Annotated in this window: 22 protein-coding genes and 1 riboswitch; of the genes, 21 read left to right on the top strand and 1 reads right to left on the bottom strand. The window is 53.3% G+C overall.

The annotated features are described in order from the left end of the window. The first annotated feature begins 186 nt into the window (after positions 1 to 186). The 13 genes from GQY55_RS03550 (at position 187) to nagZ (ending at position 16,077) form a co-directional block, all read left to right on the top strand. On the top strand, positions 187 to 1,374 hold the full coding sequence (locus GQY55_RS03550; RefSeq protein ID WP_160038152.1) for a glycoside hydrolase family 88 protein: 1,188 nt from the start codon (positions 187 to 189) through the stop codon (positions 1,372 to 1,374). A 16-nt stretch (positions 1,375 to 1,390) separates the two neighbouring features. Further along, positions 1,391 to 3,148, top strand: coding sequence for an alpha-L-fucosidase (locus GQY55_RS03555; protein WP_160038154.1), 1,758 nt, complete (start codon positions 1,391 to 1,393; stop codon positions 3,146 to 3,148). A 243-nt stretch (positions 3,149 to 3,391) separates the two neighbouring features. Then, the gene (locus GQY55_RS03560; protein ID WP_160038156.1) at positions 3,392 to 5,014 is read left to right on the top strand and encodes an ABC transporter substrate-binding protein; all 1,623 of its coding nucleotides are present in this window, start codon (positions 3,392 to 3,394) and stop codon (positions 5,012 to 5,014) included. A 164-nt stretch (positions 5,015 to 5,178) separates the two neighbouring features. Next, positions 5,179 to 6,123 carry an ABC transporter permease gene (locus GQY55_RS03565; protein ID WP_160038545.1) on the top strand — a complete coding sequence of 315 codons (945 nt, stop codon included), beginning with the start codon at positions 5,179 to 5,181 and terminating at the stop codon, positions 6,121 to 6,123. 12 nt (positions 6,124 to 6,135) lie between these two features. Continuing rightward, the gene (locus GQY55_RS03570) at positions 6,136 to 7,014 is read left to right on the top strand and encodes a carbohydrate ABC transporter permease (protein WP_160038158.1); all 879 of its coding nucleotides are present in this window, start codon (positions 6,136 to 6,138) and stop codon (positions 7,012 to 7,014) included. A 97-nt stretch (positions 7,015 to 7,111) separates the two neighbouring features. Further along, positions 7,112 to 9,502, top strand: coding sequence for a helix-turn-helix domain-containing protein (locus GQY55_RS03575; RefSeq protein ID WP_236575385.1), 2,391 nt, complete (start codon positions 7,112 to 7,114; stop codon positions 9,500 to 9,502). A gap of 248 nt (positions 9,503 to 9,750) precedes the next feature. Continuing rightward, positions 9,751 to 10,077 carry a rhodanese-like domain-containing protein gene (locus GQY55_RS03580; RefSeq protein ID WP_160038549.1) on the top strand — a complete coding sequence of 109 codons (327 nt, stop codon included), beginning with the start codon at positions 9,751 to 9,753 and terminating at the stop codon, positions 10,075 to 10,077. 26 nt (positions 10,078 to 10,103) lie between these two features. Beyond that, the gene (locus GQY55_RS03585) at positions 10,104 to 10,499 is read left to right on the top strand and encodes a DsrE/DsrF/DrsH-like family protein (RefSeq protein WP_160038160.1); all 396 of its coding nucleotides are present in this window, start codon (positions 10,104 to 10,106) and stop codon (positions 10,497 to 10,499) included. A gap of 72 nt (positions 10,500 to 10,571) precedes the next feature. Further along, on the top strand, positions 10,572 to 11,693 hold the full coding sequence (locus tag GQY55_RS03590; protein ID WP_160038551.1) for an MBL fold metallo-hydrolase: 1,122 nt from the start codon (positions 10,572 to 10,574) through the stop codon (positions 11,691 to 11,693). A gap of 15 nt (positions 11,694 to 11,708) precedes the next feature. Next, positions 11,709 to 11,936: a sulfurtransferase TusA family protein gene (locus tag GQY55_RS03595; RefSeq protein WP_160038162.1), complete on the top strand. Its 228-nt coding sequence runs from the start codon at positions 11,709 to 11,711 to the stop codon at positions 11,934 to 11,936. 351 nt (positions 11,937 to 12,287) lie between these two features. Continuing rightward, positions 12,288 to 13,088: a sulfite exporter TauE/SafE family protein gene (locus GQY55_RS03600; RefSeq protein ID WP_373309106.1), complete on the top strand. Its 801-nt coding sequence runs from the start codon at positions 12,288 to 12,290 to the stop codon at positions 13,086 to 13,088. A 104-nt stretch (positions 13,089 to 13,192) separates the two neighbouring features. Further along, positions 13,193 to 13,254, top strand: a riboswitch (Fluoride riboswitch). 161 nt (positions 13,255 to 13,415) lie between these two features. After that, positions 13,416 to 14,723 carry a voltage-gated chloride channel family protein gene (locus tag GQY55_RS03605; protein ID WP_160038555.1) on the top strand — a complete coding sequence of 436 codons (1,308 nt, stop codon included), beginning with the start codon at positions 13,416 to 13,418 and terminating at the stop codon, positions 14,721 to 14,723. 31 nt (positions 14,724 to 14,754) lie between these two features. Then, entirely contained in the window at positions 14,755 to 16,077 is a 1,323-nt protein-coding gene (nagZ, locus tag GQY55_RS03610; protein WP_160038164.1) for a beta-N-acetylhexosaminidase, read from the top strand. Positions 16,078 to 16,229: 152 nt separating this feature from the next. On the opposite strand, the gene GQY55_RS03615 is transcribed toward nagZ, so the two are convergent. Next, positions 16,230 to 17,132 (bottom strand): DMT family transporter, encoded by a 903-nt coding sequence (locus GQY55_RS03615; RefSeq protein ID WP_160038166.1) that lies wholly within the window; start codon positions 17,130 to 17,132, stop codon positions 16,230 to 16,232. A gap of 195 nt (positions 17,133 to 17,327) precedes the next feature. Here GQY55_RS03615 and GQY55_RS03620 point away from each other — a divergent pair, with 195 nt between their 5' ends. From GQY55_RS03620 to GQY55_RS03655, 8 genes are all read left to right on the top strand, one after another. After that, positions 17,328 to 18,248 carry a LysR family transcriptional regulator gene (locus GQY55_RS03620; RefSeq protein WP_160038168.1) on the top strand — a complete coding sequence of 307 codons (921 nt, stop codon included), beginning with the start codon at positions 17,328 to 17,330 and terminating at the stop codon, positions 18,246 to 18,248. A 97-nt stretch (positions 18,249 to 18,345) separates the two neighbouring features. Further along, a complete protein-coding gene (locus tag GQY55_RS03625) occupies positions 18,346 to 19,089 on the top strand; it encodes a response regulator transcription factor (RefSeq protein WP_160038170.1) in 744 nt (247 codons plus the stop codon). A gap of 2 nt (positions 19,090 to 19,091) precedes the next feature. Beyond that, complete coding sequence (locus GQY55_RS03630) at positions 19,092 to 20,078, top strand: sensor histidine kinase (RefSeq protein WP_160038172.1); 987 nt, start codon at positions 19,092 to 19,094, stop codon at positions 20,076 to 20,078. Between the two features lie 268 nt (positions 20,079 to 20,346). Beyond that, a complete protein-coding gene (locus tag GQY55_RS03635) occupies positions 20,347 to 21,120 on the top strand; it encodes an ABC transporter ATP-binding protein (protein ID WP_160038174.1) in 774 nt (257 codons plus the stop codon). Continuing rightward, positions 21,095 to 23,023, top strand: a complete 1,929-nt coding sequence (locus GQY55_RS03640) for an FtsX-like permease family protein (protein WP_160038176.1) — start codon at positions 21,095 to 21,097, stop codon at positions 23,021 to 23,023. The genes GQY55_RS03635 and GQY55_RS03640 overlap by 26 nt, the downstream gene beginning before the upstream one ends. 19 nt (positions 23,024 to 23,042) lie before the next feature. Further along, entirely contained in the window at positions 23,043 to 24,020 is a 978-nt protein-coding gene (locus tag GQY55_RS03645) for a DUF418 domain-containing protein (RefSeq protein ID WP_236575386.1), read from the top strand. A 127-nt stretch (positions 24,021 to 24,147) separates the two neighbouring features. After that, entirely contained in the window at positions 24,148 to 25,647 is a 1,500-nt protein-coding gene (locus GQY55_RS03650) for a sensor histidine kinase (RefSeq protein WP_160038180.1), read from the top strand. Positions 25,648 to 25,786: 139 nt separating this feature from the next. Next, positions 25,787 to 26,899: a PD40 domain-containing protein gene (locus tag GQY55_RS03655; protein ID WP_160038182.1), complete on the top strand. Its 1,113-nt coding sequence runs from the start codon at positions 25,787 to 25,789 to the stop codon at positions 26,897 to 26,899. The last annotated feature ends 22 nt before the right edge of the window (positions 26,900 to 26,921 follow it).

Here is a 26,921-nt window from a genome sequence, read left to right on the forward strand (position 1 = left end):
TGAGGAGCGGTTCTTTGCGGATTTTTTTCGTGCCGACGATATTTAAGCTGCATCGACTTTTTTTCAACCGCCCCCCGCATGGAGTAAAAACGGCAGTTGATCCGAAAAGATAAAGATTGTCCGTTTCGCTCGCACTGGCTACAATTTGATCCGAACACCAATTGAATTTTCGGGAGGAGTGCACGCATGAAGCAAGTCATTGACGAAGGAATTTTGGCCGCCGGCAGGTATGACCATGCGCCCCAGTTGACGAAAGAACGGTGCGAAGAGGCATTGTCTTTTATTTTGGATCAAATCGACCGCAATCTTGAAACGTTCATCGACACCTTTCCGTCCGAAGCCAGTTCCGGCAACGTGTATCGGCAGGTCGGCAATACCGAATGGACCCCGGCCTTTTGGACGGGAATGCTGTGGCTTGCCTACGAGACCACCGGAAACGAAAAATACCGGCAAGCGGCGGAAAAGCAGCTCCCCAGCTACAAGCAGCGGATCGAAGAACGGCGTTATACGAATACGCATGACCTCGGTTTTCTGTATACGCTTTCCTGCGTATCGGCTTATAAGCTGACCGGCAATGAGGATGCGAAACAAATTGCGCTGGACGCCGCCGAGCTTCTGTACATCCGTTATCTGGACAAAGCGGGCATCATCCAGGCCTGGGGCAATTTGGACGATCCGAGGCAGCGCGGCCGGATGATCATCGACTGCTTGATGAATTTGCCGCTGCTTTATTGGGCGAGCGAAGTATCCGGCGACCGGAAATTTTACGATGCCGCCCATTCCCATGTCCATATGTCGGCGAAATATCTCATCCGGGAAGATGCTTCCAGCTATCACACGTATTATATGGACGCCGAAACGGGGGCTCCGAAATACGGCAAGACGGCCCAAGGTTACTCCGACGATTCGTGCTGGTCGCGTGGGCAAGCCTGGGGGATCTACGGTTTCCCGCTGTCTTACCGTTACACGGGGGAAACGGAACTGCTCGAATTGACGACGAAAATCGCAAATTATTTCCTGAACCGGCTGCCGGAGGATTTTGTCTGCTATTGGGATTTGATCTTCACCGAAGGGACGGAAGAAAGAGACAGCTCCGCCGCGTCCATTGCCGTCTGCGGATTGCTGGAAGCCGCGGCGCATTTTCCGTTGACCGAACCGTTGAAGCGGAAATATGAAAATGCGGCGTTATCGATTCTCGAATCCTTGATCGAAAACTACATGACGAAGGACGTGCCGGAATCGAACGGGATTTTGCTGCATGCGGTATACAGCAAGCCGGGGAACAACGGCGTCGACGAATGCTGCATCTGGGGCGACTATTACATGCATGAAGCACTTGTCCGCGTGACGAAAGATTGGAAACCTTATTGGTAAAAGGAGCGTGAAAACCATGGGCAAAGCAGGCAGCACCGGACATGATGTCCACGCCGGAACGGCGCGGCGCGATCCGCGGACGGCATGGTGGACGGCGGCCCGATTCGGAATGTTCATCCACTGGGGGCTGTACGCGCTTCCCGCGCAGGGCGAGTGGATCATGTACGCGCAGAAAACGCCTGTCCGCGAATACGAAAAGCTGGCGCAGCGGTTCAATCCGACCGAATTTGACGCGAAAGCGTGGGTAACGCTGGCGAAGGAGGCCGGCATGCGCTACATCGTGATCACCGCCAAACATCATGACGGCTTTGCGATGTACTATTCGAAGGCCGATCCTTTTAATATCATCGACGCCACGCCGTTCGGCCGCGACCCATTGAAGGAATTGGCCGAAGCCTGCGAAGAAGCGGGAATCGTCTTATGTTTTTATTATTCGCATGTCATCGACTGGCATCACCCGCATGCGCTGCATAAAGAGCATAACAATACTTGGGATTACAAGCTGGAGGAGAAACGTTTTCCGGAATATTTCGAAGGCAAAGCGAAACCCCAGCTGAAGGAGCTGCTGACGGAATACGGCAAGGTGGGGCTGCTTTGGTTCGACACCGCCGGAGGGTTGTCCGAAGAAGACAGCAAGGACATCGTCCGCCACGTGCAAAGCCTTCAGCCCGACTGTCTTATCAATTCCAGGGTGTCCCATTTTATGGGGATGGGCGACTTCGTTTCCAAGGGCGACAATGAAATCGGCATGAGCGGGGAAGACGCCAGGCCTTGGGAGACGCCGATGACGCTGAACCAGTCCTGGGGGTATACCACCAAAGATCAGGTGTGGAAAACGGCGGATTCATTGATCAAAAAGCTTGTGAACGTGATCGGAAAAGGCGGAAACCTGCTGCTGAACGTCGGCCCGACGCCGCAAGGAACCATACCGGAGCTTTCGGCGGAAAGGTTGCTTGAGGTTGGGGAGTGGACCCGCCGGAATGCGGAGGCCATCTATGGAACGGATGGAAGCCCATTTCCCGTGGAGCTCGAATGGGGGGCGCTGACCACCCGGCCGGGAAGGGTTTATCTTCACATCCACAACGACAAATGGCCGGCAAACGGACTGCGGTTAAACGGGATCCGGAATAAGGTGCTGCGTGCTTACTGTCTGGCGGACCAGCGTCAAACCGGGCTTGAATTCGAGCAGGCTTACGATGAACAATTGGAACTTCATACGCTCGGGATCCGTTTGCCAAGCCAGCCTGCGGATCAATATGTATCGGTTGTCGCTCTGGAACTTGAAGGAGAAAACGACTTCGATCGCACGCTTACGCAGATGCCGGACGGCGTTTTCCAACTGGAGGTGCCTCATGCCAAGGTCAGCCTGGTCCGGAAAGCGGACAAGGAAGCCGGCATTCCCGACATCCGGGGCGCGGAATGGACGTTCAAGCTGGTGACACCGGGAACCTACGAGCTGCTGCTGGTCAGCTTCAAACGCCACGATCAGGAGTGGGACGGACTGTATCCGGAACCGATTCTGCTGGAATCGGCAGGTCAAGTGATCGCCGTGGATCCTCGGGAAGATCTGGCCGATTCCGATTCGCCTTCCTGCCAGCATCCGTATACGGCCGTGCTGTCGCGAATGGGGCAATTTACTTGGGATCAGGCGGGTGTCCATACATTAACTTTACTCTCTTCCAAGCTGAAGGACCCGGCGCCGAGATTCACGGAAATTTGGCATGCCGATGCGGTCAAGCTGCGGGCGTTGAGGTTGGTTCGAGTGAGTGGCTGACGTTTTTCATCATGCCGGAAAAGGCCGTCACGACAAGGGTTTTCGCGTTTTTGTACAATTTTAACATTAAAAAAAGGCTGGAAAAAATAAGAATCGTCAGTCATCAATCTTACGAAAATATAAGCTTTATGAAAAAGTTCCAGTATCTTGCTGGCGGGGGCGTTCCCTATACTTTGGGTACCGGCTGGGCGAAATGAACCAAGCTCCGGATAGTTTAGAAACGATCAAAAGGGAGGCGCTTACATGGTAAAAAGAAGCAAAAAAATCGGAACCGCGCTTTTGGCGACGACATTGGCTTTATCGCTTGCGGCATGCGGAAGCAGTTCCGGAGGGGATCAAGCGAAAGGGGGAACTTCCGCGGATGGAAAATCGGGCGAACCGGCAAAGCTTACGCATCTGACGTATTGGGTAAGCATGCACTCTGCAGCTGCGGCCCAAATGAAAACGTACGCCGAGATGGGCATGTACAAAGAGCTTGAAAACATTACCGGCGTCAAAGTCGATTTCCAGCATCCGCCGACGGACGCAGCGCAGGCAGCGGAGCAGTTCAACCTGATGATGGTATCCGACAAGCTGCCGGACGTCATCGAGACGTCGTGGATCGGTTATCCGGGCGGGCCGGAAAAAGCGATCCAGGACAACAAAATCATCAAATTAAACGATTTGATCGATCAATATGCGCCGAATTTGAAGAAATTGCTGGAAGAGCATCCGGATTGGAAAAAGCAGGTGACGACCGATGACGGAAGCTTATATATGTTCCCGTTTTTCCGCGGCGGCGAAAAGGTCCGGGTATTCTACGGGCCGGCCATCCGGCAGGACTGGCTGGATAAGCTCGGGCTGCAAAAGCCGACGACGATCGACGAATGGTACACGGTGCTGAAGGCATTCAAAGAAAAAGACCCGAACGGCAACGGCAAAGCGGACGAAATCCCGCTGTATTTCACCAAAGACGATGTCGGCATCGACGCGCCTTTCCTGGGCGCCTGGGGGATCAACTACGGATTCTATCAAGTCGACAACCAGGTAAAATACGGCCCGATTCAGCCGGAATACAAAGAATTTTTGACGACGATGAACAAATGGTACAAGGAAGGTTTGCTCGACAAAGACTTCGCGGCGCCGAACGACAAGCTGTTCGATGCCAAAATGACGGGCAACCAGCTTGGCGCGGCGCCGACCTACAACGGAGGCGGCATCGGCAAATACGCCAACCTGATGAAGGATAAAGACCCGACGTTCAATTTGGTGGCCGCTCCTTATCCGGTGCTGAACAAAGGCGACAAAGCGATTTGGGGCCAAAAGGACTTTGCGACGAACGGCATCGGGGCGGCGATTTCGACCAGCAATCCGAACCCGATCGAAACCGTCAAGTGGCTTGACTACGCGTACGGCGAAAAAGGAAGCCTGCTGTTTAACTACGGCAAGGAAGGCGAAGCTTACAAAATGGAAAACGGCAAGCCGGTCTTTTTGCCGGAAGTGCTTAACCCGCCAAGCGGCGTAAGCTTGCAGCAATCGTTCGCGAAGCATAACCGCTCGACATGGAGCGCGCCGTTCGTGCTTAGCGACGACTTCCAGATGCAGTACCTGGCGCTGCCGAACCAGCGCGAAGCGCTTGAAATTTGGTCCCAGCCTACCGGCGAACGCAAAATGCCGCTCGTGACGCCGACGAAAGACGAAAGCTCGCAGTACGCTTCGATCATGACGGACATCAACACGTACCGGGACGAAATGTTCCTGAAATTTATCATGGGCGCCGAACCGCTCGACAATTTCGATAAATACGTGAAGAAAATCGAAGCTATGGGCATTGAAGACGCGATCAAAATCCAACAGGCAGCCCTTGACCGGTTCAACAAACGTTAATGGCATGAACGCCGATTCAGGGTCGGGGGATGAACGTTCATCTCCCGGCTTTTCTAGAAATATGGGGAGGTATAAGTTTCACACGTATCATCAGGCTCCTATTTCATCCGGAATCCTACAGAAAGGCAGGGATAAGCATGTGGCAGATAAGCAAAAACAAGCCGATGAACAAGCGTTCCGCCAAGCTTAAACACGATCTCTCCACCGGTCAAACGATCCGAAAGGATCTGCGACGGAACTGGGTCATTTATTTGATGGCGCTGCCGGTCATCGCATATTACGTCATTTTTCACTACGGTCCGATGTACGGCCTGCAAATCGCATTTAAGGATTATACGCCGGCCGGCGGCATTTGGGGCAGTCCTTGGGTCGGTTTTAAACATTTCGACAGCTTTTTTAACGGCGTGTATTTCTGGAGACTGATTCGGAATACGCTGCTCCTGAACGTCTACGACCTGATTTTCGGCTTTCCGGCCGGCATCATTTTGGCGTTGTTATTAAACGAAATCCGCAAAATGATGTTCAAGCGCTTCGTGCAGACCATTTCCTACCTGCCGCATTTCATTTCGATCGTCGTGGTGGCGGGGATGATGTTCGACTTTTTGAGCCGCGACGGGCTCATCAATCAGCTTCTCGGTTTTATCGGCGTCGAGCCGATCGATTTCCTGAAAGAAGCGGGCTGGTTCCGGTTTATTTTCGTATCCTCGGGCATTTGGCAGGGCGTGGGCTGGGGTTCGATCATTTATTTGGCGGCGATCGCCAACATCGACCCGACGCTGTACGAAGCGGCCAAAATCGACGGCGCGAGCCGGTGGAAGCAGATTTTCCATATTACGATCCCGGGCATCATGCCGACGATCGTCATCATGCTGATTTTGAACATGGGCCATCTGCTTTCGGTCGGCAGCGAAAAGGTGCTGCTTCTCTACAATCCGCTCACCTATGAAACCGCCGACGTCATTTCCACTTACGTGTACCGCAAAGGGGTGCTGGAGGCGAGCTACAGCTTCACGACGGCCGTCGGCTTGTTCAACTCGGTCATCAGTTTGATTCTGATCGTTTCGGCGAACGCCATCAGCAAGCGCGTATCCGAAAATAAATTGTGGTAAGGAGGCCAAACGATGGGCGCACAAACAACCGGTGAAAAAATATTCGGCGTCGTCAATACGATTCTGATGCTGCTGCTTTGCTTCGTCACGTTGTACCCGTTTTTGTATGTTCTGTTTGCCTCTCTCAGCGAGGCGTCCACCTTTATTCAACACCGGGGCATGCTGCTGAAGCCGCTTGGGTTCAATCTGGATGCATACAAAGCTGTATTTGATAACCCGATGATCACGAGCGGCTACAGGAACACGCTATTTTACGTCGCGGCGGGAACGGCGATCAATTTGTTCATGACGGCGCTCGGAGCGTACGTCCTTTCCCGGCGCAACCTGTATTTCAAAAATATCCTGATGTTCGGCATCGTCATCACGATGGTATTCAGCGGCGGTTTGATTCCGAACTATATTTTGGTCAATAAGCTGGGGATGATGAACACGCCGTGGGCTCTTTTGATTCCCGGAGCGATCTCCACGTTTAACCTGATCATTATGAGAACCGCGTTCCAAGGCGTGCCCGTCTCCCTGGAGGAATCCGCCAAAATCGACGGGGCGGGGGAAATGACCATCCTGTTCCGCATCGTCATTCCGTTGTCCATGCCGGTGATTGCGGTCATGATTTTATGGTATGCGGTAGGGCATTGGAATTCGTATTTTTCGGCGCTGGTTTATTTGCGCGACCGCACCATGTATCCGCTGCAGCTGGTCCTGCGGGAAATTTTGATTGCCAACTCGACGGATTCGATGTCGACCGGGGTGGCTGCAGACGATAAGTACGCCATCGGCGAAACGATCAAATACGCGACGATCATCGTATCGACGCTGCCGATCATTTGCCTGTATCCGTTTCTGCAGAAGTATTTCGTCAAAGGAGTTTTGATTGGTGCCATCAAAGAATAAAACGGGTGACCGGCCCTGCCTGCTTGCATTATAATGTACGTAATCGTTCATTTTTGCGTAAGCAGCATAATGCAAATTAAGGTAGGGGTGATGCTTGTTGAAATGGCTGCTTCGTCCGCTAGGGATATCCAATCTGAGAAGCGTATGGATGACGATGTTGATCTCGAATCTCGTTCTTTTGCTTATACCCGTTTCAATGGGCGCCTTTCTGTACACCAAGGTGGAAGCCAGCCTCGAAAACGGGGCCAACCGGTCCAATAAGGCGATGCTGGAGCAGTTGAAACTGTCCCTTGACGGTAAGTTGAACGAAGTGGAAAAATTGGCGCAGCAAATCATTTTTGATCCGAAGCTTGAATATCTGCTCAAGCTCAGCGGGGATCCGGACAGTCCGGACCGCTACAAGTTTATCGAATTCATGCAAAATACGATGTCCCGGCCCGGGAACATCACGAATTTCATTTTGGATTATTACGTCTATTTCGATAAAAGCGACCTCATTCTAAAGTCCGGCCTTATGACGGATTCGCGAAAATTTTACGACATGTATTACAGCTATCAGGGCATGTCCTATGAGCAGTGGCGGGAAGAGATGCTGGGAAGTTTCCATACGATGGCATATCTTCCTACCGCGACGCTGCTCCGCCGGGCGGAATACGATCCGATGGAAAGTCTGGACAAAAATCCGCTGAACGTCGTGACGTTTACCCAATCCCTTCCCGGACGCGACCGGAAAGACATTAAGGGAAGTTTTGTCGTCTTGATCAACGAAAGCCAGATCAAAGAAATGTTCGCGCAGATCGAATCGGCGAACGACAGCTCGATCTATGTCGTGGACGGCGACGGCAGAACGATCATGGCGACGGACCGGGAGCCGCTCCCTTCAGAGCTTTTGTCACGGATCAAAGGCAGCGGGGGGTTGTTCAATCAGTCCTTGAACGGCGACGAAAAAATGGTGTCGTATACCGCCTCCAAAAAAGAAGGATGGAAATACGTCCTGGTCACGCCGCGAAGCGTGTTCATGCAGCAGGTCATTCGGATCAAACAATGGGCCGTCATCCTGTTCGCCTTGTGCCTGGCTGTCGGCATGTCCGCCGCTTTCATGATTACATACCGCAACTACAGTCCGCTCCGGAGAGCGGTCAATGCGATCCTTCGCGGCAAAAACTGGAGCGGAAAACCGTCCGTCAACGAATACGAGTTCATTATGCAGACCATCGAAGGTTCCCTGCATGAAGAGAAAAATTTGCGGAGCCTCCTGGCCCAACAGACGCCCGTGATCAGGTCCAACTATTTATCGCGGCTCATTCGCGGACAGATGGACGTGGATGCATCGGAGCGGGGCGGTCAGTCGTTGCGGTTTATGGACATTGAATTTGTAAGCGATTACTTTTCGGTCATCGTCGTCCATATTGACGGCATTGCGAGGTTTAACGAGGAACAAAGCGAGGAACAATGGGCCTTGGCCAGATTTATCATTTCGAATATCGGAATGGATATGATCGAAATCCCCCATAAGTCCTTCGCCGTGGAACTCGACCGCGACCGGGTGGTTTTTTTGAACAATTTTGATCCGCAGCTGTTCGGGGACGCAGACCGGGTCATCAGGGAAATGTGCGTGTCCCTCAAAACGATTATCGAGCAGCGCTTTAAGATGGATATTACGGTGGCCGCAGGCCTTCCCCATTCCGGGGCAAAAAGCATCGGCGAAAGCTATGCGGAGGCGGTGGCCGCGTTCGAATACCGCATCATTCGCGGGGGCGGCACGATCATCCATTTCCAGGACATCCAAAAAGTGCACGCCCATTATTATTATCCGATCGATATCGAGGTTCAGCTCATCAATTTCGTCCGGAGCGGAGATACGGAAAACGTCCTTAAGCTGCTGGACACGATTTATATGATGAATTTCGAGTCGGGCAGCATTACGCCGGAAATCGGACGCTGCTTGTTTTTTAACATTACGAGCACGTTCCTGAAGATCATCAACGCGACGGGAACGGATCAGCATGACATTTTGGGGCCGGATATCGATCTGGTGAAGGACATTTTCTCGTACGAAACGGCGGAAGGAATGCACAAGCGGACGAAAAAGCTTTACGAACTGCTGACCGAATCCCTCGTTACGGAGCGGACCGACCATAGTTCGCAGCTGCTGCAGGAGATGGAGCGGTTCGTCGATGAGCATTTCACGGACCCCAACATGGGGCTTGGCATGGTTGCGGACCGTTTTGGCATGACGCCTCAATACGTCTCGACCTTCTATAAAAAACAAAGCGGGAAAAACCTCAGCGACGCCATCGTCAGAAAAAGGATCGAGCTCGCCAAGCAGCATATGTGCGACAAGGACCTCACGAACGCCCAAATCGCGCAAATGGTCGGATATACGAGCGACGTCGTTTTCATCAGGGCCTTTAAGAAGCTTGAGGGCGTCACGCCCGGCAAATACCGGGAAAACATGCTTCCGTCGTATGCCGATGATGCGGGGTGAAGGTGAACCGCGCAGGCTATTGCCGCTTTTTCTATACCCGCGCCATGCGCGGGTTCTTTTTTTTGCAATTGAGAATAACTCGACCGGTTGCAGCCGTTAGCGGAATTTGGAAAATCGTATCGGCTTGACATCAAGGTGGCAACTCGGTAAAATTTATACCCGCTGGGGTATCTTTTGCGAGGATTGGTTCCTGCGTTTTTTTATAGCTTATCAAATACCCCATGGGGTATTAAGGAGGAGGCGACATGATGTTCAAGCGATTATGGAAAGACATCAAACCGCAAGAAGTTGAACAATTGATCCGGGACGGACGCGAGGACGTCCAGTTGATCGATGTCCGGGAATTGGCCGAATTCAAGGAAGGACATATTAAGGGAGTTAAACTGCTTCCACTTAGCCAGCTGGAGGTTCGTTTTGACGAGATTAACCGCGACAAGGATGCGGTCATCATTTGCCGCAGCGGGAACCGAAGCCGTCAGGCCTGCGAATTTTTATCCGCCCATGGCTACCGCAAGCTCCGCAACATGGCCGGCGGCATGCTGGAATGGCAAGGAGAAACGACGACGACATCATAAATCAATCCCATTGGAGGAATGCGGAAATGGCAACAAAAGTGGCAATCATCGCGGCCAACGGCGGTTTGTTCGACGCGTACAAGGTGTTCAACATCGCAACGGCGGCTGCGGCAAGCGACGCGGAAGTAGGCGTTTTTTTCACGTTCGAAGGACTGAACCTGATTCATAAACAGGCGCATCATCAGCTGCCGATGCCGGCGGGAACGGAACATGTTGCCGAAGGTTTTCAACAGGGAAACGTGCCTTCCGTTCCGGAGCTGGTCGCGATGGCCCAGGAATTGGGCGTCAGAATCATTGCCTGCCAAATGACGATGGACGTGATGAACCTGAAAGAAGAAGACTTCATTGACGGGATCGAAGTAGGCGGAGCGGCGACGTTTATCGACTACGCCAAGGATGCGAACATCACGCTGTCTTTTTAAACATTCGGGAGAGAAACATCAGGAGGAGGAGAAATCGTGTCGGAAAAGACGAAGCAGCCCGTGTTGTCCAAAATGACCCCCCGCGAGTTGGCGCAAATCATCGTCGGGCGCGAGGAATTGTTCATATTGGACGTACGCAACGAAGCGGAGTTTAACGATTGGAAAATCGAAGGCGAGAACATCGATGGCATCAATATTCCTTATTTTGAACTCCTAGACGGCATAGACCCCGTTTTGACCCGGATCCCGGACAACAAGCGCGTCCTGGTCGTATGTGCGAAAGAAGGCTCGTCCGTCTTTATCGGTGAACGGTTGGCCGGGGCCGGCCGGGAAAATGTATTTTACCTTGAAGGCGGCATGAAACTTTGGAGCGAACATCTCGAATCCGTGAAGATCGGTGACCTGCAAAGCGGGGGCGAGATCTACCAGTTTGTCCGGATCGGGAAAGGCTGTCTTTCTTACATGATCGTTTCCGAAGGGGAAGCCGCGGTCATTGACGCCGTTCGCATGATCCGGCCTTATCTTGACTTTGCGCAGGCGCGCGGGGTACGGATCAGGCATGTGCTGGACACCCATCTGCATGCGGATCATATTTCGGGTGGACGCGAGCTGGCACAAGCAGCCGGAGCGGCTTATTGGCTCCCTCCCAAAGATGCGGAAGAAGTAATGTATCCGTATCGTCAGCTTGTCGAAAATAAAGTAATCCGCATCGGAAACGGCAAAACGGCCGTTCATCCGATGTACACGCCGGGACATACGATCGGAAGCACTTCTTTTCTCGTGGACGGGCAGTATCTGCTGACGGGCGACATTTTGTTCGTGGCTTCCATCGGACGTCCGGATTTGGCCGGCAAAGCCGAGGATTGGGTCGACGACCTGCGCCATTCCCTGTATGAGCGGTACGGAAGTTTGCCGGAACAACTGATCGTGCTGCCAGCCCATTTCGGTCGAATGAGTGAGATGGATAAGGAGGGGAAAGTTTGGGAGAGGCTCGGTGATCTGTTCAGGCGGAATCCGGGATTAAACATGACGGACGAAGATGAATTCCGAAAAACGGTAACCCGGCATCTGCCGCCGCAGCCGAATGCGTACCAGGAAATCCGGCAAACCAACATGGGAAAAATCCGGCCCGATGAAGAAGAGCGGCGCGAGATGGAAATCGGACCCAACCGCTGCGCCGTGCATGATAAATAAAAGGAGGACAATTCGATGAATGCAGATAAAGTAATTGACGCCAAAGGACTGGCGTGCCCGATGCCGATCGTCAAAACGAAAAAAGCGATCGAAGAGCTGCAGTCCGGGCAAATCCTCGAGGTTCAAACGACGGACAAAGGCTCGAAAAACGATCTCACCGCCTGGGCGAACGCCACCGGACATCAGCTGTTGGACACCAAAGCCGAAGGCGGCACCTACACGTTTTGGATTAAGAAAAAATAAATAAAACCCAACCTAAAAGCAAACACTCCGAAGAACGGAGTGTTTGCGGTGCTCCCGATTAATTATGGTAAATGATGCGGATATTCAAGTGGCTGTATGTTTCCTCGGTATAATGCCGGTTGGGGCAGCTTTTGATGCAGCGAAGGGAATCCGTTGTGGCATGCAGCTTTTCGGAGCATTCCGGACAGCGTTCCTGAAAATACGATTTGAGCTTGCGAAGCATGACAAATCCATCATCCTATCCCCATTGAATTACTTGGTTTTATTCATTGTAACGCTTTTTTCTTCATTAGTATAGTGTTTCTGCGGGAGGTTTATGCGAAATGTCGGCAGCGGAGGAGGTGCAAGAACTTGGATGCGACAGGATACATCGTGATGTTTGTAATCGGCCTGATCGGCTCCTTTTTTTCCGGATTGCTTGGGATCGGCGGGGCGATTATAAACTACCCTCTGCTGCTGTATGTGCCCGAATGGCTTCATGCCGGAAGCTTCACCGCCAAAGAAGTCTCCGGCATCAGCATGTTTCAGGTTTTCTTTTCTTCCTTGGCGGGGGTTATAGCATATAAACGGCAAAGCAGGAACGAGAAGCCGCTGATGCATAAAGGGCTGAGCGGCACGATGGGGGTTAGCATTCTGATCGGCAGTTTGGCGGGCAGCGTCAGTTCCAAATATTTGCCGAGCGAAACGATCAATATCGTGTACGGTGTGCTTGCGGTTATCGCCGTGATCATGATGCTGGTGCCAAGCCGGGGAAGCAGGGAAGATGTCGAGCCTCAAGCGATAGGTTATAATCATGCCATGGCTTCCGTTGCGGCGTTTTTAGTCGGGATCGTATCCGGCATCGTGGGGGCCGGCGGCTCGTTTATCCTCATTCCGATCATGCTGACCGTGATGAAGATACCTACCCGGGTAACGATCGCTTCATCACTGGCGATTGTTTTCATCTCGGCGATCGGCGGGGTATCCGGCAAGCTGATTGCAGGCAGCGTTCCGCTTCTGCCGACGGTTGCCACCGTTATCGGCAGCGTTTTGGGAGCTCCGATCGGAACTCGGGTCAGCCGCCATCTGAACGTCAAATGGCTGCGGGGAGGACTGGCCGTGCTGATTGCGGCGACCGCCGTCAAAATATGGTGGAGTATTGCAGCCTCGTAGATCGTAGCACCGTAGAACGAGACCAATCAAAAAACGATTGATTTATCGTTAACGACAGTTGACGAATGCGGAATGGCTCGTTTAAAATAGAACTAGCATGAAACCGTAATAAAGGCGATGGAGTTCGCCATAACCGCCCGCAAGGGCTGATGACTCCTACCGGTGATGAAAGAGCGCACTGGTAGGAGTCTGTTTTTTTTGGGGCCGTTCCTGCCAGGCCGGCAAGGAAAATTTATACATATCGTTTATAAAAAGGGGCATAACAGAAATATGAACAACGCGAAACGCGGCAAAAACAAGCTTCACTTTACGTTATGGTACGGCGAAATGATCCGGAATTTCATCAAATGGGTTTGGCGCGGCGGCGTGATCGGCCTGTTGACCGGATCGGCGTCGGCCATTCTGCTGCTTGGTCTCGAATATGCGACGGACGCCCGAAACAGCCACCCCTGGCTCCTGTTTTTGCTGCCGCTGGGAGGAGCGCTTGTCAGCTTGTTATATTGGAAATTCGGCAGCAGCAGCTCCAAAGGCAACAATCTCGTTATCGAACGGATTCATGACGGCAGCGAAGCCGTTCCGTTCCGCATGTCGGTGCTCGTTCTGTTCGGTACGTTAGTGACCCATTTGTTCGGGGGTTCGGCCGGCCGGGAAGGCACGGCGGTCCAAATGGGAGGAAGCTTAGCCGAAACCTTCGGCAAATGGATCAAGGCCGGGGCGTTGGATCGGAAAATTTTGCTCATATGCAGCGTAAGCGGGGGCTTCGGCGCCGTGTTCGGCACGCCGCTGGCCGGAGCGATGTTCGGTCTGGAGGTTGCCGCAATCGGGATCATGAGTTATGAAGCGCTCGTCCCGTGCTTTACCGCAAGCTTTGTCGGCCACCTTGTGACCACGCGTCTTTGGGGCGTTCACCATGTCAGTTACCCTCAAATGATCGCACCCGAGTTTAGCCTGCAGGTGGTATTCAAAGTTATGGCCGCGTCGGTTCTTTTTGCGCTCGCCAGCATCTTATTCAGCGAGTTGACCCATGCGTTAAAAAGGCTGTTTGCGGCCGTATTCCGGAATCCGGTGCTGAAAAGCGCGGTTGGCGGACTGATCGTCATCGGGCTGGTTTATGCCGTCGGATCGCGCGCGTATTTGGGGCTTAGTTTGCCGCTCATTTCCGATGCGCTGGACAAGGACGTGCCGACGTTTGCTTTTTTATGGAAGCTGGTCTTTACGTCGGTTACGCTGGGCGCAGGATTCCAGGGCGGAGAGGTGACCCCTTTGTTTGCGATCGGCGCCACGCTCGGGAACACGCTGGCGGAGGTTTTCCATCTGTACGGTCCGTTTTTGGCGGCCCTCGGTTTTATCGCGGTATTTTGCGGAGCGACGCATACGCCGATCGCCTGCTTTTTGATGGGAATCGAGCTGTTCGGCTCCGGCGGCGCCGTCTATATGTTTCTTGCATGCCTCATCAGCTATTTGTTTGCAGGGTACAGCGGAATTTATACATCGCAGCGGATCGTTGTTTCGGGCAGCGATCGGATCGTCGTTCCGGAGGGAACGACGCTGTTCACGAGGAAAAAAATGTTGATTCGGCCAAACGGTTCGAAACAACAGAATGAAACAACTCTGTCAGGTGATAAAAACGAATAAATCTGCAGAACATTTGAAAGGAGCCAGGACGATGGGACGGATATGGAAGTCAGGTGTGACACTGCTGCTTGTCGGTATGCTTCTTGCCGGATGCGGCGGAAATCGGAATGAGGTTCAACCGGCGAATCCGGAAGAAGGGACAACCGGACAGCAAACGCAGCAGGGCAACAACGCCCAGGAAAAACCAGGAACATCGGCAGGCGGCGGCCAAAACGGCGGCAACGAACCGGGGGGCGTCAATCCGGAGCCAAGCGATCCGGCGCTCGAGCTTCTCGGAAAAATGAACACGGACGAAAAAGTCGGCCAGTTGGTGCTGGTGGGCATGGACGGGACGTCCGGCAGCGACGCAACCCGCGAACTCATCGAAAAATACCATGTCGGCGGTTTTATTTTCTACAAAAACAACATCGAAAGCACCAAGCAGGCGCTTCAATTGTTTAATGATTTGAAGTCGGTCAATCGATCGAACCCGGTTCCGCTTTGGATGAGCGTCGACGAAGAAGGCGGGCGCGTGACGCGCATGCCGAATGAATTCGTCAAGGTGCCGGCAAGCAAAAAGATCGGCTCGAAGGACAGCGAAGAGCTGGCCGAAGGCATCGGCGCCATTCTCGGGCGCGAGCTTTCCGGCTTCGGGCTTAACATGGATTTTGCTCCCGTGCTGGACGTGAACAGCAACCCGAAAAACCCGGTCATCGGCGACCGCTCGTTCGGAAGCAAGGCGGACGTCGTCAGCCGGCTTGGCATCGCGACGATGGAAGGCATCCGGGAGCAGCGGGTCGTTCCGGTCGTCAAACATTTTCCCGGACACGGCGACACCTCCGTCGATTCCCATATCGGTCTGCCGGTCGTTAACCATGATTTGACCCGTCTTCGGAAGCTGGAGCTCGTTCCATTCAAAGCGGCGATTGAAAACAAAGCTGAGGTTGTAATGATCGCCCATCTGCTGATGCCGAAGCTCGATCCCGATCACCCGGCGTCGTTTTCCAAAAAAGTAATCACGGATCTTCTGAGGGGAGAGCTTGGTTATCAAGGGGTTGTCATATCCGACGATATGACGATGGGCGCGATCGAAAAAAATTACGAGATCGGCAAAGCGTCGGTCAACGCTATTTTGGCGGGAGGCAACATCGTTTTGGTCGGGCATGATTACGCCAAAGAAAAAACCGCGATCGAGGCGCTGAAAACGGCGGTGGCTAACGGAACGATTTCGGCGGATGTGCTGGATAACCGGGTGTACGCCATTTTGAAGCTGAAGCAGGCATACGGGCTAACGGACCGCCCGGCGGCAGGCCCGGATGTGCAAAACATCAATCGGGATTTGACGAAACTGCTCCAAAAATACGGCTTGCGTTAATAGGAATCACGGATAAAAAAGGAATGAACGGAATATGGAACAAGCCCTGACCGATGCGGGTTGCATCTGCAGGGCTTGTTTGCATGTAACCGCGTGGAACCGAAATATTTTGCGATTCGGCGAATTGATGTGAGCAAAAAACGCATGCAGCTTTATGCCGCCCGATGGTAAGAGGATTTGCCTGCGCTTTTTCGTTTCGCAAGCAGCTTCCGGAAATCCAACTCGCAGACGGCGACGCCGGCAAGAACAAGGCCTGCGCCGATGTACCCCTGCACGGTCAGCGTCTCGTTCATGAAGCAAATTCCGAAAAAGGCGGTGACGACGGGTTCCATCGCAAAAATGAGCCCGGTATGCGTCGGCGACGTATATTTCTGTGCCATGGCTTGAAGGACGAAGCCGACGGCGCTGCACAAAATGCCGAGCGCCAGGATCGAAAGCCAACCGGCAGCGTTTTGCGGCAGCGTGGGCTGCTCGAAAAGAAATGAGGAAACGATGCCCAAAAGCGCGGCAAACCCCAGTTGAAGAACGCCGACGGTAATCGGATCGACCCGTTGGCCGGCCCGTCCGGTAACGATAATATGTATAGCAAAAAACAATGCGGCGAGTATGCATAACGCATCTCCGGATTGGACTGCGGCATGCGGCTTCAGCGTTAGCAGGCCAATCCCCGCCACCGCCACCGCAATCCCCGCGATCAGCCGCTTGTCCGGCTTGATTTTCAGGAACAGCGCTGTGAGCACGGGCACGAAAATGACCGTCATGCTCATTAGGAAGCCGGCGTTTGAAGTCGACGTGTTTCGCAGCCCGAAAATGATGCAGACGAACACGCCGAACAGCAGCGTGCCGAGCAGCAGCGCGTATTGAACGGCCTTGCGGTCGGCATGCCTGATTTTTTTATGAAACAGGATGCCCGCCGCCACGAAGGCGACGCCGAAGCGCAGGGCGATCAAATTGAACGGCGCCAGCGTATCGAGCCCGATTTTCATAAACAAATAAGAGGTTCCCCAAAAAAACGTCACCAACAAAATAAGCAAATCCGCTTTGTACTGTTTCATGTTCCCTGTCTCTGCCTTTACGTCAAAAATGGATCGAAGAAATCGGCACATGGATCAATCTTCGTGCGACTCCCGCTTGTGCCTGAATCAGTATAAATGGTATAACAAAATAAGAAAATTGAATGTTTATCATCATTCACATGAGAAAAATTCATGTAAATGAAACATCGGTTTAGTGACGGGAGACGGGGAATCATGAGCCTCATCAAATACGAGATTTTGAAGCAGGTCGTGGAACTGGGCAGCTTGACGAAAGCCGCGGAGGTGCTCGGGTTGACGCAATCCGGCGTAAGCCATGCAGTCCAGAGCCTGGAAACGGAATTCGGATTTTCTTTGTTAAGCCGGAGCCGATCCGGCGTGAAGCTGACGGACAACGGAGAACGCGTATTAAAGCACATACGGGACATGCTTCGGGTGCAGGAGCAGCTGAAGCAGGAGGTGGCGTTGATCAACGGGCTCGAAACCGGAACGATCCGGATCGGCACCTTTACGAGCATCTCCGTCCAGTGGCTGCCCGGGATCATCCGGCAATTTTTAAGCGAGCATCCGAATATCGAAGTGAAGCTGTATGAAGGCGATTATCATGAAATCGAGGAATGGCTGCTGAAAGGGGAGATCGACTTCGGTTTCGTTTCGCTCCCGACGATGGATTCCTTCCGGATCATCCCGCTCCGCCAGGACCGGATGTTGTGCGTGATGCCGCCGGAGCACCCGCTTGCGGACGAGCCGTTTGTCCGCTACGGTCAAATCGCGGAGGAGCCTTTCATCATGCCGAAGGAGGGCAGCGATTATGACGTCCGCCGCGTGCTTCGGAAGGGAAGGATCAAACCGCCCGTCCCTTTTCAGGCGGCGGACGATTATGCCATCATCGCGATGGTCGAGAACGGGCTTGGCATCAGCATTTTGCCGGAAATGATCCTGCAGGGAAGAACGAACCGGATCGTGGCGCTCGAACTTGAGGATCAAAGCTACAGATCTTTGGGCATTGCCCTGAACATGGCCAAAAACACCGCGCCGGCCGCCAAAAAGCTGATTCGGTGCGCCAAGGAATGGCTGACGGGCTGGCAGCCTTCGCCGCAAACCGGGCTTTTGAAGCATGGAGAGACGGCGGAGTGATCGTGATTCCCCATTGTATATTGCGAATAAAGAGCGGAGGTTGGATTTTTCGGCCGGCCTTGTATATGATATGAATCGTTGATAGGGCGTGGGAGAGATGCGAGAATCCGCGGGAGCGGCCAGAAACGGAGATGAAAAGGTGGATCAAGTCAACATCCTGATAATCGAAGACGATGCAAAAATCGCGTCTTTGCTGAAATCGCATATTCAAAAATACGGCTACGCGGCCAGCGCGGTGGAGGATTTCGCGCGCGTCATGGATGCATTCCGCGAGGTGCAGCCGCATTTGGTCCTGATTGACGTCAACCTGCCGATGTTCGACGGCTTTTATTGGTGCCGACAAATCCGCACGGTGTCCACGTGCCCGATCTTGTTCATTTCGGCGAGGGAAAGCGAAATGGACCAGGTGATGGCGCTTGAAAACGGGGCCGACGACTATATTACGAAGCCCTTCCACTACGATGTGGTCGTGGCCAAAATCCGCAGCCATTTGCGGAGGGCCTACGGGTCGTATTCCGCCAAATCCGAGGAACGGACGGTGGAAGCGTCGGGACTGGTGCTGTATCCCGAGCGGTTTATGTTGACTTACGGGGGACAGTCGGTGGAGCTTACGCAAAAGGAATCGGTTCTGGCGGAAGCGTTGATGAAAAAGGCGGACCGCGTCGTCAGCCGCGGGCGGCTGCTGGATCTCATGTGGGAAGACCGGCATTTTATAGACGATAACACGCTGAACGTATATATTACGAGAATCCGCAAAAAGCTGAAGGAGCTCGGGTTTGATGACCCGCTGGAAACCGTCCGCGGCGCCGGATACATACTGAGGCTGGAAGGAAAGGATTGACGATGAGACTGTTTGTTCGGGAGCAGCTGCCGTTACTTATTTTTTACGCGGGACAGATGCTGATCGTCGGCTTATGGTATTGGCTTGCGGTCGAGGACCATTCCTGGGCGACGGCGGCTTACGGGGCATTGCTCGGCATCGTGGTGCTGGCGCTTTATCTGGCTTACCGTTATTATACGCATCGCAAGCTGTACGCGAAGCTGGAAACGCCTCTGGCCGACATGGACCAATCGCTTGCCGGGCTCGGCGAAGCGCCGATGGCCGAGGCGGTCAGCGATTTGCTCCGCAATCAATTCCAGCTGTACAAAAACGAGCTTTACGGCACGCAGCAGCGGCTGGAACACCATACGGCCTTCATCAATCGCTGGATTCACCAAATGAAAACGCCCGTTTCCGTCATACAGCTTGCGCTGCAGGATTTGGACCTGGACGACGATGTCGAGGATGGGCTGCAAGAGGAGATCGACCGCCTCAAAAAGGGACTCGAGATGGCTTTGTACACGGCCAGGCTGGACAAGTTCGAGCAGGATTTCAAGGTGGAAGGCGTGCCGCTTCTCATGGCCGTCGAAAACGCCGTCGCCGAAAACAGGCAGTGGTTCATTCGGAAAGAGGTTTACCCGGTCATCGATATTCCCCCTGATCTATCCGTGATCAGCGACGCCAAATGGCTGGCGTTCATGCTCGGGCAGGTCATCGTCAATGCCGTAAACTATTCGGCGGGCGCGGGCAAGAAGGTTGCGTTCCGTGCTTACAAGCTCGGCCCCCGTGCCGTTCTCGAAATCCGCGACGAAGGCATCGGCATCGCCAAAGAGGACTTGGGCCGGGTGTTCGACCCTTATTTTACCGGCAATCAGGGGAGGCAGTATCACGAATCGACGGGCATGGGCCTGTTTCTCGTCCGGGAGGTGTGCCGCAAGCTTGATCACCAGGTCGGGATCGACTCGGCGCCGGGCGAAGGAACGACCGTCAGATTTACGTTTAATCTATAGGAATTGATCATTACCGGCCCGGAAGTCCCCGCAAAGTACCTGAATCGGTTTCGTAGCCAATGCCCGCTTTGCGGGGTTATTTTAAATTGTAGTGCATTCGAGGGCGCCGCATCAAGCGGCGTCCTTTGATTTGCGCTTCACCCCATCGCTTCGAACAAAACCTTACAAATGTTTAAGGTTCGGGTAAGGAGAATCCATAGTTTTGGCCGAGGCAATGCTATAAAGTGAAATACATAGAGAGAAGAGAACCAGGAAGGAGAGAGTTTTCATGACGGAAATTTTAAAAGTTTCGGGACTCAGCAAGGTATATCCGGGCAAAGTGACGACGCGCGCACTGACGGACATCAGCCTAAGCATACAAAAGGGGGAGTTTGTCGGCGTCATGGGACCTTCGGGGAGCGGGAAAACGACGCTGCTCAACATGGTGTCGACGATCGACGCGCCAAGCTCCGGCACTGTGCTCATTAACGGGAACAACCCGCATGCGTTAAAGAAAAAGGAGCTGGCCTTGTTCCGCAGACGTGAGCTCGGATTCGTGTTTCAGGACTTTAATCTGCTCGATACGCTGACGGTTGCGGAAAACATCGTCCTGCCGCTGACGCTCGACAAGCAGAGCCTGAAATCGATGGAAGCCCGGCTTGAAGCGATCGCAGATCGGCTCGGCATCAAAGAGATTTTGAACAAAAGGGTTTACGAAATATCGGGAGGGCAAAGGCAGCGCGCCGCGATCGCCCGCGCCATCATCCCGGAGCCTTCGCTGCTTTTGGCGGATGAACCGACGGGAGCGCTGGATTCGAATTCATCGCGGATCGTCATGCAGACGCTCGAGAAGCTTAACGAGGATGACGGCGTTACGATGATGCTGGTTACGCATGACCCGCAGGCGGCCAGCTACTGCCACCGCGTCGTGTTCATCAAAGACGGCACGATTTCCGGGGAAATCCGCAGGGGCGAAAGCCGGCAAGCCTTTTTCCAAAAAATCATCGACATGCTTTCGTATTTGGGAGGTCAGGCGCATGAGCTTTCGTCGGTTCGCGTTTAACAACGTCAAACGGAATGCGCGCGCGTATTTCGCCTATTTCCTGAGCAGCTGCTTTATGGTGATGGTGTTTTTTACGTATGCGCTGTTCATTTTCCATCCGGATATCGATAAAACCGAGCTTGGCTCCAACGTCAAAATGGTCATGCTCATTATGGAATATGTGATTTATACTTTTGCGTTTCTGTTCGTGTTGTATTCGATCGGCTCCTTTTTGAAAGCCAGGAACAAGGAATTCGGCATCCTAACCATGTTGGGGGCGACCCAAGGGCAGCTCAGCAAACTGGTATTTGTCGAAAACATGATCATCGGAGCATTGGCGATCGTCGCCGGAATTTTGGCAGGGCTGCTGCTGTCCAAGCTGTTTCTGACGTTAAGCGCCCGCATGATCGGGATCGACGAGCTTGGGCTCTATTTTCCGGCAAAAGCGCTGCTATTGACCGTCGGCGCGTTCCTGCTGTTGTTTTTGGTCATTTCGGCTTTTACGCTGCTGTTCATTAACCAAAGCCGCGTACTCGAACTGCTGAAAGGCGGAAGCAAGCCCAAAAAAGAACCGAAGGTTTCGATTTGGATCTCCCTGTTCGGCGTTCTGCTGCTCGCCGCCGGGTATGTCACGGTCGACAAAAACCTTGCCGTCGCCGCGGCGACGGGCATCGCGGGAACGTACTTCTTTTTCACGCAAATTACCGTCCTCGTCTTCCGCATGCTCAAAAAGAGCCGGCGACTGACCTGGCGGGGCACCAATTTGATCTGGATTTCGGAGATGGCCTATAAAATCAAGGACAACGCGGTCATTTTGTTCATGGTGACCGTCGTTACCGCCATTTGCTGCATGGCCGTGGCTTTTGTCATGTCCATCAATGTCCGTACCCAAAACATGTACCACGAGGACCCGTATCCGTTCCGGTATTATGTCGGCGATGCGGCGCAAGGCGAAAGCGGTCTGAAAACCGTCGAGCAAAAATTGAACGAAAAAGGCATAACATACGAGAAGTTTAAAACCGAATCCTATATGGCGACTGCCTCCGGCAGGAAAGGCGGCGTTGCCGTCATGTCGGAGGAAAGCTACAAGAGTATCGCGGATGCGCTTGGGTTGGAAAAGATCGATGCCCTCAAAGGGAAACAAGCCGTGCTGGTGCAATCCGAAAAAGAAGCGCGGAACAACCCGGGCTGGTCCGCAGGAACGGCGATCGAGCTGAACAATCCGTCTTCCCGGCTGGAGGTCGTCAAGGAAATCCGCACGAAAAAAGATGTTTCGCCGGTGAGCGGCACCAACCTTCTTGTCGTGAGTCCCGATCTTTATGATGGATTGATAAAACGGATTCCTGCCGACCGCAGCTATTGGATCTACCCTATATACATTTATATGGTTCCCTCTTGGTCCGGCGAAACGCCTCCGGGAAGAAACGACCAGGAATACAAGGTGGGATTGGAGCTTGACCAGTGGGCGCATGAACGGAATGTGAGCGGAGAATCGGTGGATTTGCTGTCTTCCCGCGGGGGAATGTACGCCATGCATGAGCAAGGAACGGCCATGATGAGTTTTATCGGCATCTTTATCGCTTCGCTGCTGTCGGTATGTTCGGCAAGCTTCCTGTATTTCAAGCTTCATTCCGAGCTAAGGCAGGACCAGCAGATGTATACCGCGATGTCCAAAATCGGACTGCAGTCCGGCGAAATGGGCAAATCTTCGACCGTGCAAATTGCGGTGCTGTTTTTTACGCCGATCTTCGTTTCGGCGATTCAAACCTTGGTCGTGCTGAATCGGGTGCGCGAAGGGTTTGATCTGGATGACGTCAATCAGCCCGTGCTGCTGGCTTCGGCGGCTTTCCTCATCGTTCAGGCCGTGTATTTCGTGTTGGTCAGCTCCCGTTATATCCAAAAGCTGAAACGGGTGATGGTGTAGGGAAAGGAGCTTTATGTTCGTGAAAAGAATCGACACGCTGGATTATTTGCGCGGTTTTGCGCTCGTCGGCATCATTTTTATCAATATTTTGCAGATGGTTCCTTATGTCCGGATTCCGCCGGAATACGGGTTTTGGAGCAGACTTGAGCAAGGGATTTTAACGTTTGTTTATCACGCGGTATACGGCCGTTTTTATACCATTTTCAGCTTTTTGTTCGGCGTCGGGTTTTATCTGTTTATTTCCCGCGCACGGGAAAGAGGGGATCAAGCGAATGTGCTGTTTGTGCGCAGGCTGCTGATTTTGCTCGTGTTCGGCTTCGTTCACCATCAGTACCAGCCGGGCGAAGCGCTGCTGATGTACGCGATTTTAGGTTTTCTGCTGCTTCCGCTTTATCGGTTGAAACCCGGGGCAAATCTTGCCGCCGGCATGCTTTTTTTGGCTTCGGGCTGCTGGATCGGTCCGATCGGGATTAGCCTTGGGATGTTCGTCCTCGGTTTGTGGGCAGGGCAAAGCCGCATTTTTGAGCAAGTGAAGCGGCATAAAAAGCGGTGGATCATCGCCCAGGCCGTTTCCCTCGTACTGATCCCCTTCGGACTATGGGCGGAGCGCGAGATCGTTGATGCAACGGGTCTGGTCGACATCGCGATGGTGGCCGGGGGATTGGCCGAAGACGTGTTTTATGTCACGACGCTGACGATCCTGCTGGAGTTTCCGTTCATGAAGCTGTGGCTTATGCCGTTAAACCGGCTCGGACGGATGGCGTTAACCAATTACATCATGCAAACCGTCCTGATTTTGGCGATGGACGCGGTGCTGAACCTGAGCGGCCATGCTTACTATTTGATATTGGCGATGATCGCCGCCGAAATTTTGGTCATCCAGGCGATTTGCAGCACGATGTGGCTGCACCGTTTTGCCATGGGACCGCTCGAATGGCTGTGGCGGATCGGCACGTACGGGAAAATCCCGGAGCATTACAGGTCCAAGCACAATTGATTGATCCGAAGGCATCATTCATTTTATTCCAGCTTGTTGAAAATAAACCGGTTCTCCGCTAATCTTAGATCAACTCGCCTGGCCTCGGCCAGGACACGGACGATTGAAGAAAAGCGGAGGATTTGGCATGCGCTTCAGCTTAAAATGGAAATTTACGGGTTTTCTTGCGTTGCTGCTTCTGTTTGCGATCGGCTTGCTCAGCTTTCTCATTTTGCAGGGAGTGTCGAGCAATCAGCGGCGGGAAATGGAACAATCGATGCAGCAGCAGGCGGCGGTGGCCGCGGACCGGATCCGGCAGCTGTACGTGACCGGAACGCAGGTGGATGCGGACGTGTTCATGCGTTTACAGGGACCGGCCCTGGCGCGCGAACTCGGGAATGTCAGCGGGATGCGGGTGATTCTGTATGACGCCACAGGCAAAGAAGCCGGGGATTCGCTGATGATGGCGGATAAGCCGGATGTCCGAGGGACGCTGCCGTTTGCGCTGCAAAATAAAATTGCGTACGAGATTCATGGGGACACGCTGGAATATTTGTCGCCGGTGCAAAGCGATCAGGGACAGCTGGGAGTCGTTCATTTTCAAACCTCGGTCGCCGACCGGCATCTCTTTTACCGCAGCATTCAGAGATTGTTCCTAATAGCGGGAGCGGCGGTTCTTATCGTTTCTTTTATTTTCGGGTTAATCTATATGAACAAACAGGCCAATGCCATTCACGCCTTGAAAAAAGCGACCGAACGGATTCGGCGCGGGGATTATTTGGCGGAGCCGAGCCTTCGGCGGAAAGACGAATTGGGAGAGCTCAGCAATGGCATTTTCGAGATGAACCTGGCAATTAGGGAAAACGTGCGGTCGCTGCGCGAGGAGCGGGAAAAACTGCTGGAAACGCTCGATAAATTGCAACAGCTCGAAAAAAGGCAAAAGGATTTTATCCATAACATCAGCCATGAGTTCAAAACCCCGCTAACTTCCATAAGGGCCTACGCCGATCTCCTGCAGATGTACCCGGACGACCCGGCGCTGGTTCAGGATGCCCATGCATCGATCACGAAGGAAACGGGAAGGCTGTATGATCTGGTGGAGCGGGTTCTCCATCTGGCGGCTTCGGAAAAATACGCGTTTGACCACCATCCGGAGGAGGTCGAGCTGATGGAGCTGCTCACGGACGTATGTTCCAGGATGAAAGGAAAAGCCGAGCAGTTCGGCATCACGCTGGAGCAGCGGCTCGAACCGGTCGTCATCGTCGGCGACCGCAGCAACCTGATGCATATCTTCCTTAATTTGCTGGATAATGCGATCAAATATAACGTGGCCAGGGGTTCGGTCGCGATTGCGGGCGCAAAGGATGGCGACCATGCCGTGGTGCGCATCCGCGATACGGGAGTCGGCATTCCGGAAGACCAAAGGGAGCTCGTCTTCGAGCCGTTTTACACCGTGAATCACGACCGTGCCCGCAAATCCGGCGGAAGCGGCCTGGGGCTGGCACTGGTCAAACAGCTGACGCTCCAAAACGGAGGCGAAATCAGGATTGAAACGCCCGAGACAGGTACAGGCACGGAGTTTATTCTTACGTTTCCGCTTGCGGGAAAGGATGGCTCCGAACCCCTGCTACGTTTGCCCCAGAAATGAAAAGGCGAAATGGATACAAGTTGGAAACAATTCATTATATTTTCGAAACGATTGTCCCTTATACTCGAAACAGATCGAAAAACAGATCGAAAACAACCGGGGATCCCGGCAGCCGCAAACGGAAAGGAGGGGGCGCGATTTGAAAAAGACGACGGGCCGGATGTTATTAACATGCGCGGCAGCCATGGCCGTCGCGTCCGCGCTTCTTGGCGGATGCGCCGGCAGCGGCGGCGATCAAGTCACCGTCAAACCTCCCCCGATCCGCGCGGAATCCGGCAAAATCGAGCTCGAGCAGATCATCCGCCTCGAAGATGCGTACGGTTTCGCATGGCTGTCGGATTCGGAAATCATTAGCACGAAAAAGCCGAAGTGGATGGAAGCGCCGCTGTACGTCCATTCGCTCGTCAGGGAGAAGGATCCGGAGAAGACTCTAGGGGTTCAAGAGGCTTTAACGGTAAATCCATCGCCGGAAGGAAAGGTTTTGTTCGTCAGCAACCAGATGAAAGCGTCGTTTCTCCGTATGGAAGACTTGAAAAAAATACCGCTGGACGTATCGAACGGGAACGGGTCCATCTTAAACGGCAACGTCCGCGGCGCTTGGCTGGAAGAGAAGGCGTATCTGTTTGCGTCGGCCGACGGGCTCGTCGTCGCGGATTTGGACGGGAATGCCGCCAGCGTGTTGAAGTTCAAAGACGGGCAGGCACCGGTCAAAGTCGAAGCGGCTGTTGATCCGAAAGATCCCAAACGGTTTACGGCGTATTTTATCGATGAGGAACGCAAGGTTTACAGTCTTAAGATCGTTATTGAGGATTCGCGTTTTCCAAAAGCCGAGGGGAGTCCCGAGCTGTTGGAGACGAACGCGGCGGATTTTTCGGTTTCGCCGGACGGCACCCGGCTTGCCGTCGCGAAGGAAACCGGGGAAAATGCCAACAGGCTGGAGCTTGTCAAGACGGGCGAAACCGGAACGGGGACCACGTTGATCGAGGGACGTTTGATCAGGCAAATCTCATGGTCGCCGGACGGCTCCAAGCTGGCCTATTCGTTGTTCAACCTGGAAAGGGGCGGCTCGGGCCTGTATGTGATGAATACGAAAACCGGCCATACCACTTTGGTATCTTTGTATCCGAATCTGCAAAGCCTGCTCATATGGAGTCCGGATGGAAATCAGCTGATGATGAGTCAGGAAAACCCGGAGATGAACCTGACGACAGAGAGAACGAAGCTGATGACCGAGATCTACCGGTTTAAATGAGTAGATTTTAATTTCCGTAACC

The sequence above is a fragment of the Paenibacillus sp. USDA918EY genome (assembly GCF_009870825.1).
Classification (GTDB): Bacteria; Bacillota; Bacilli; order Paenibacillales; family Paenibacillaceae; genus Paenibacillus_AQ; species Paenibacillus_AQ albilobatus.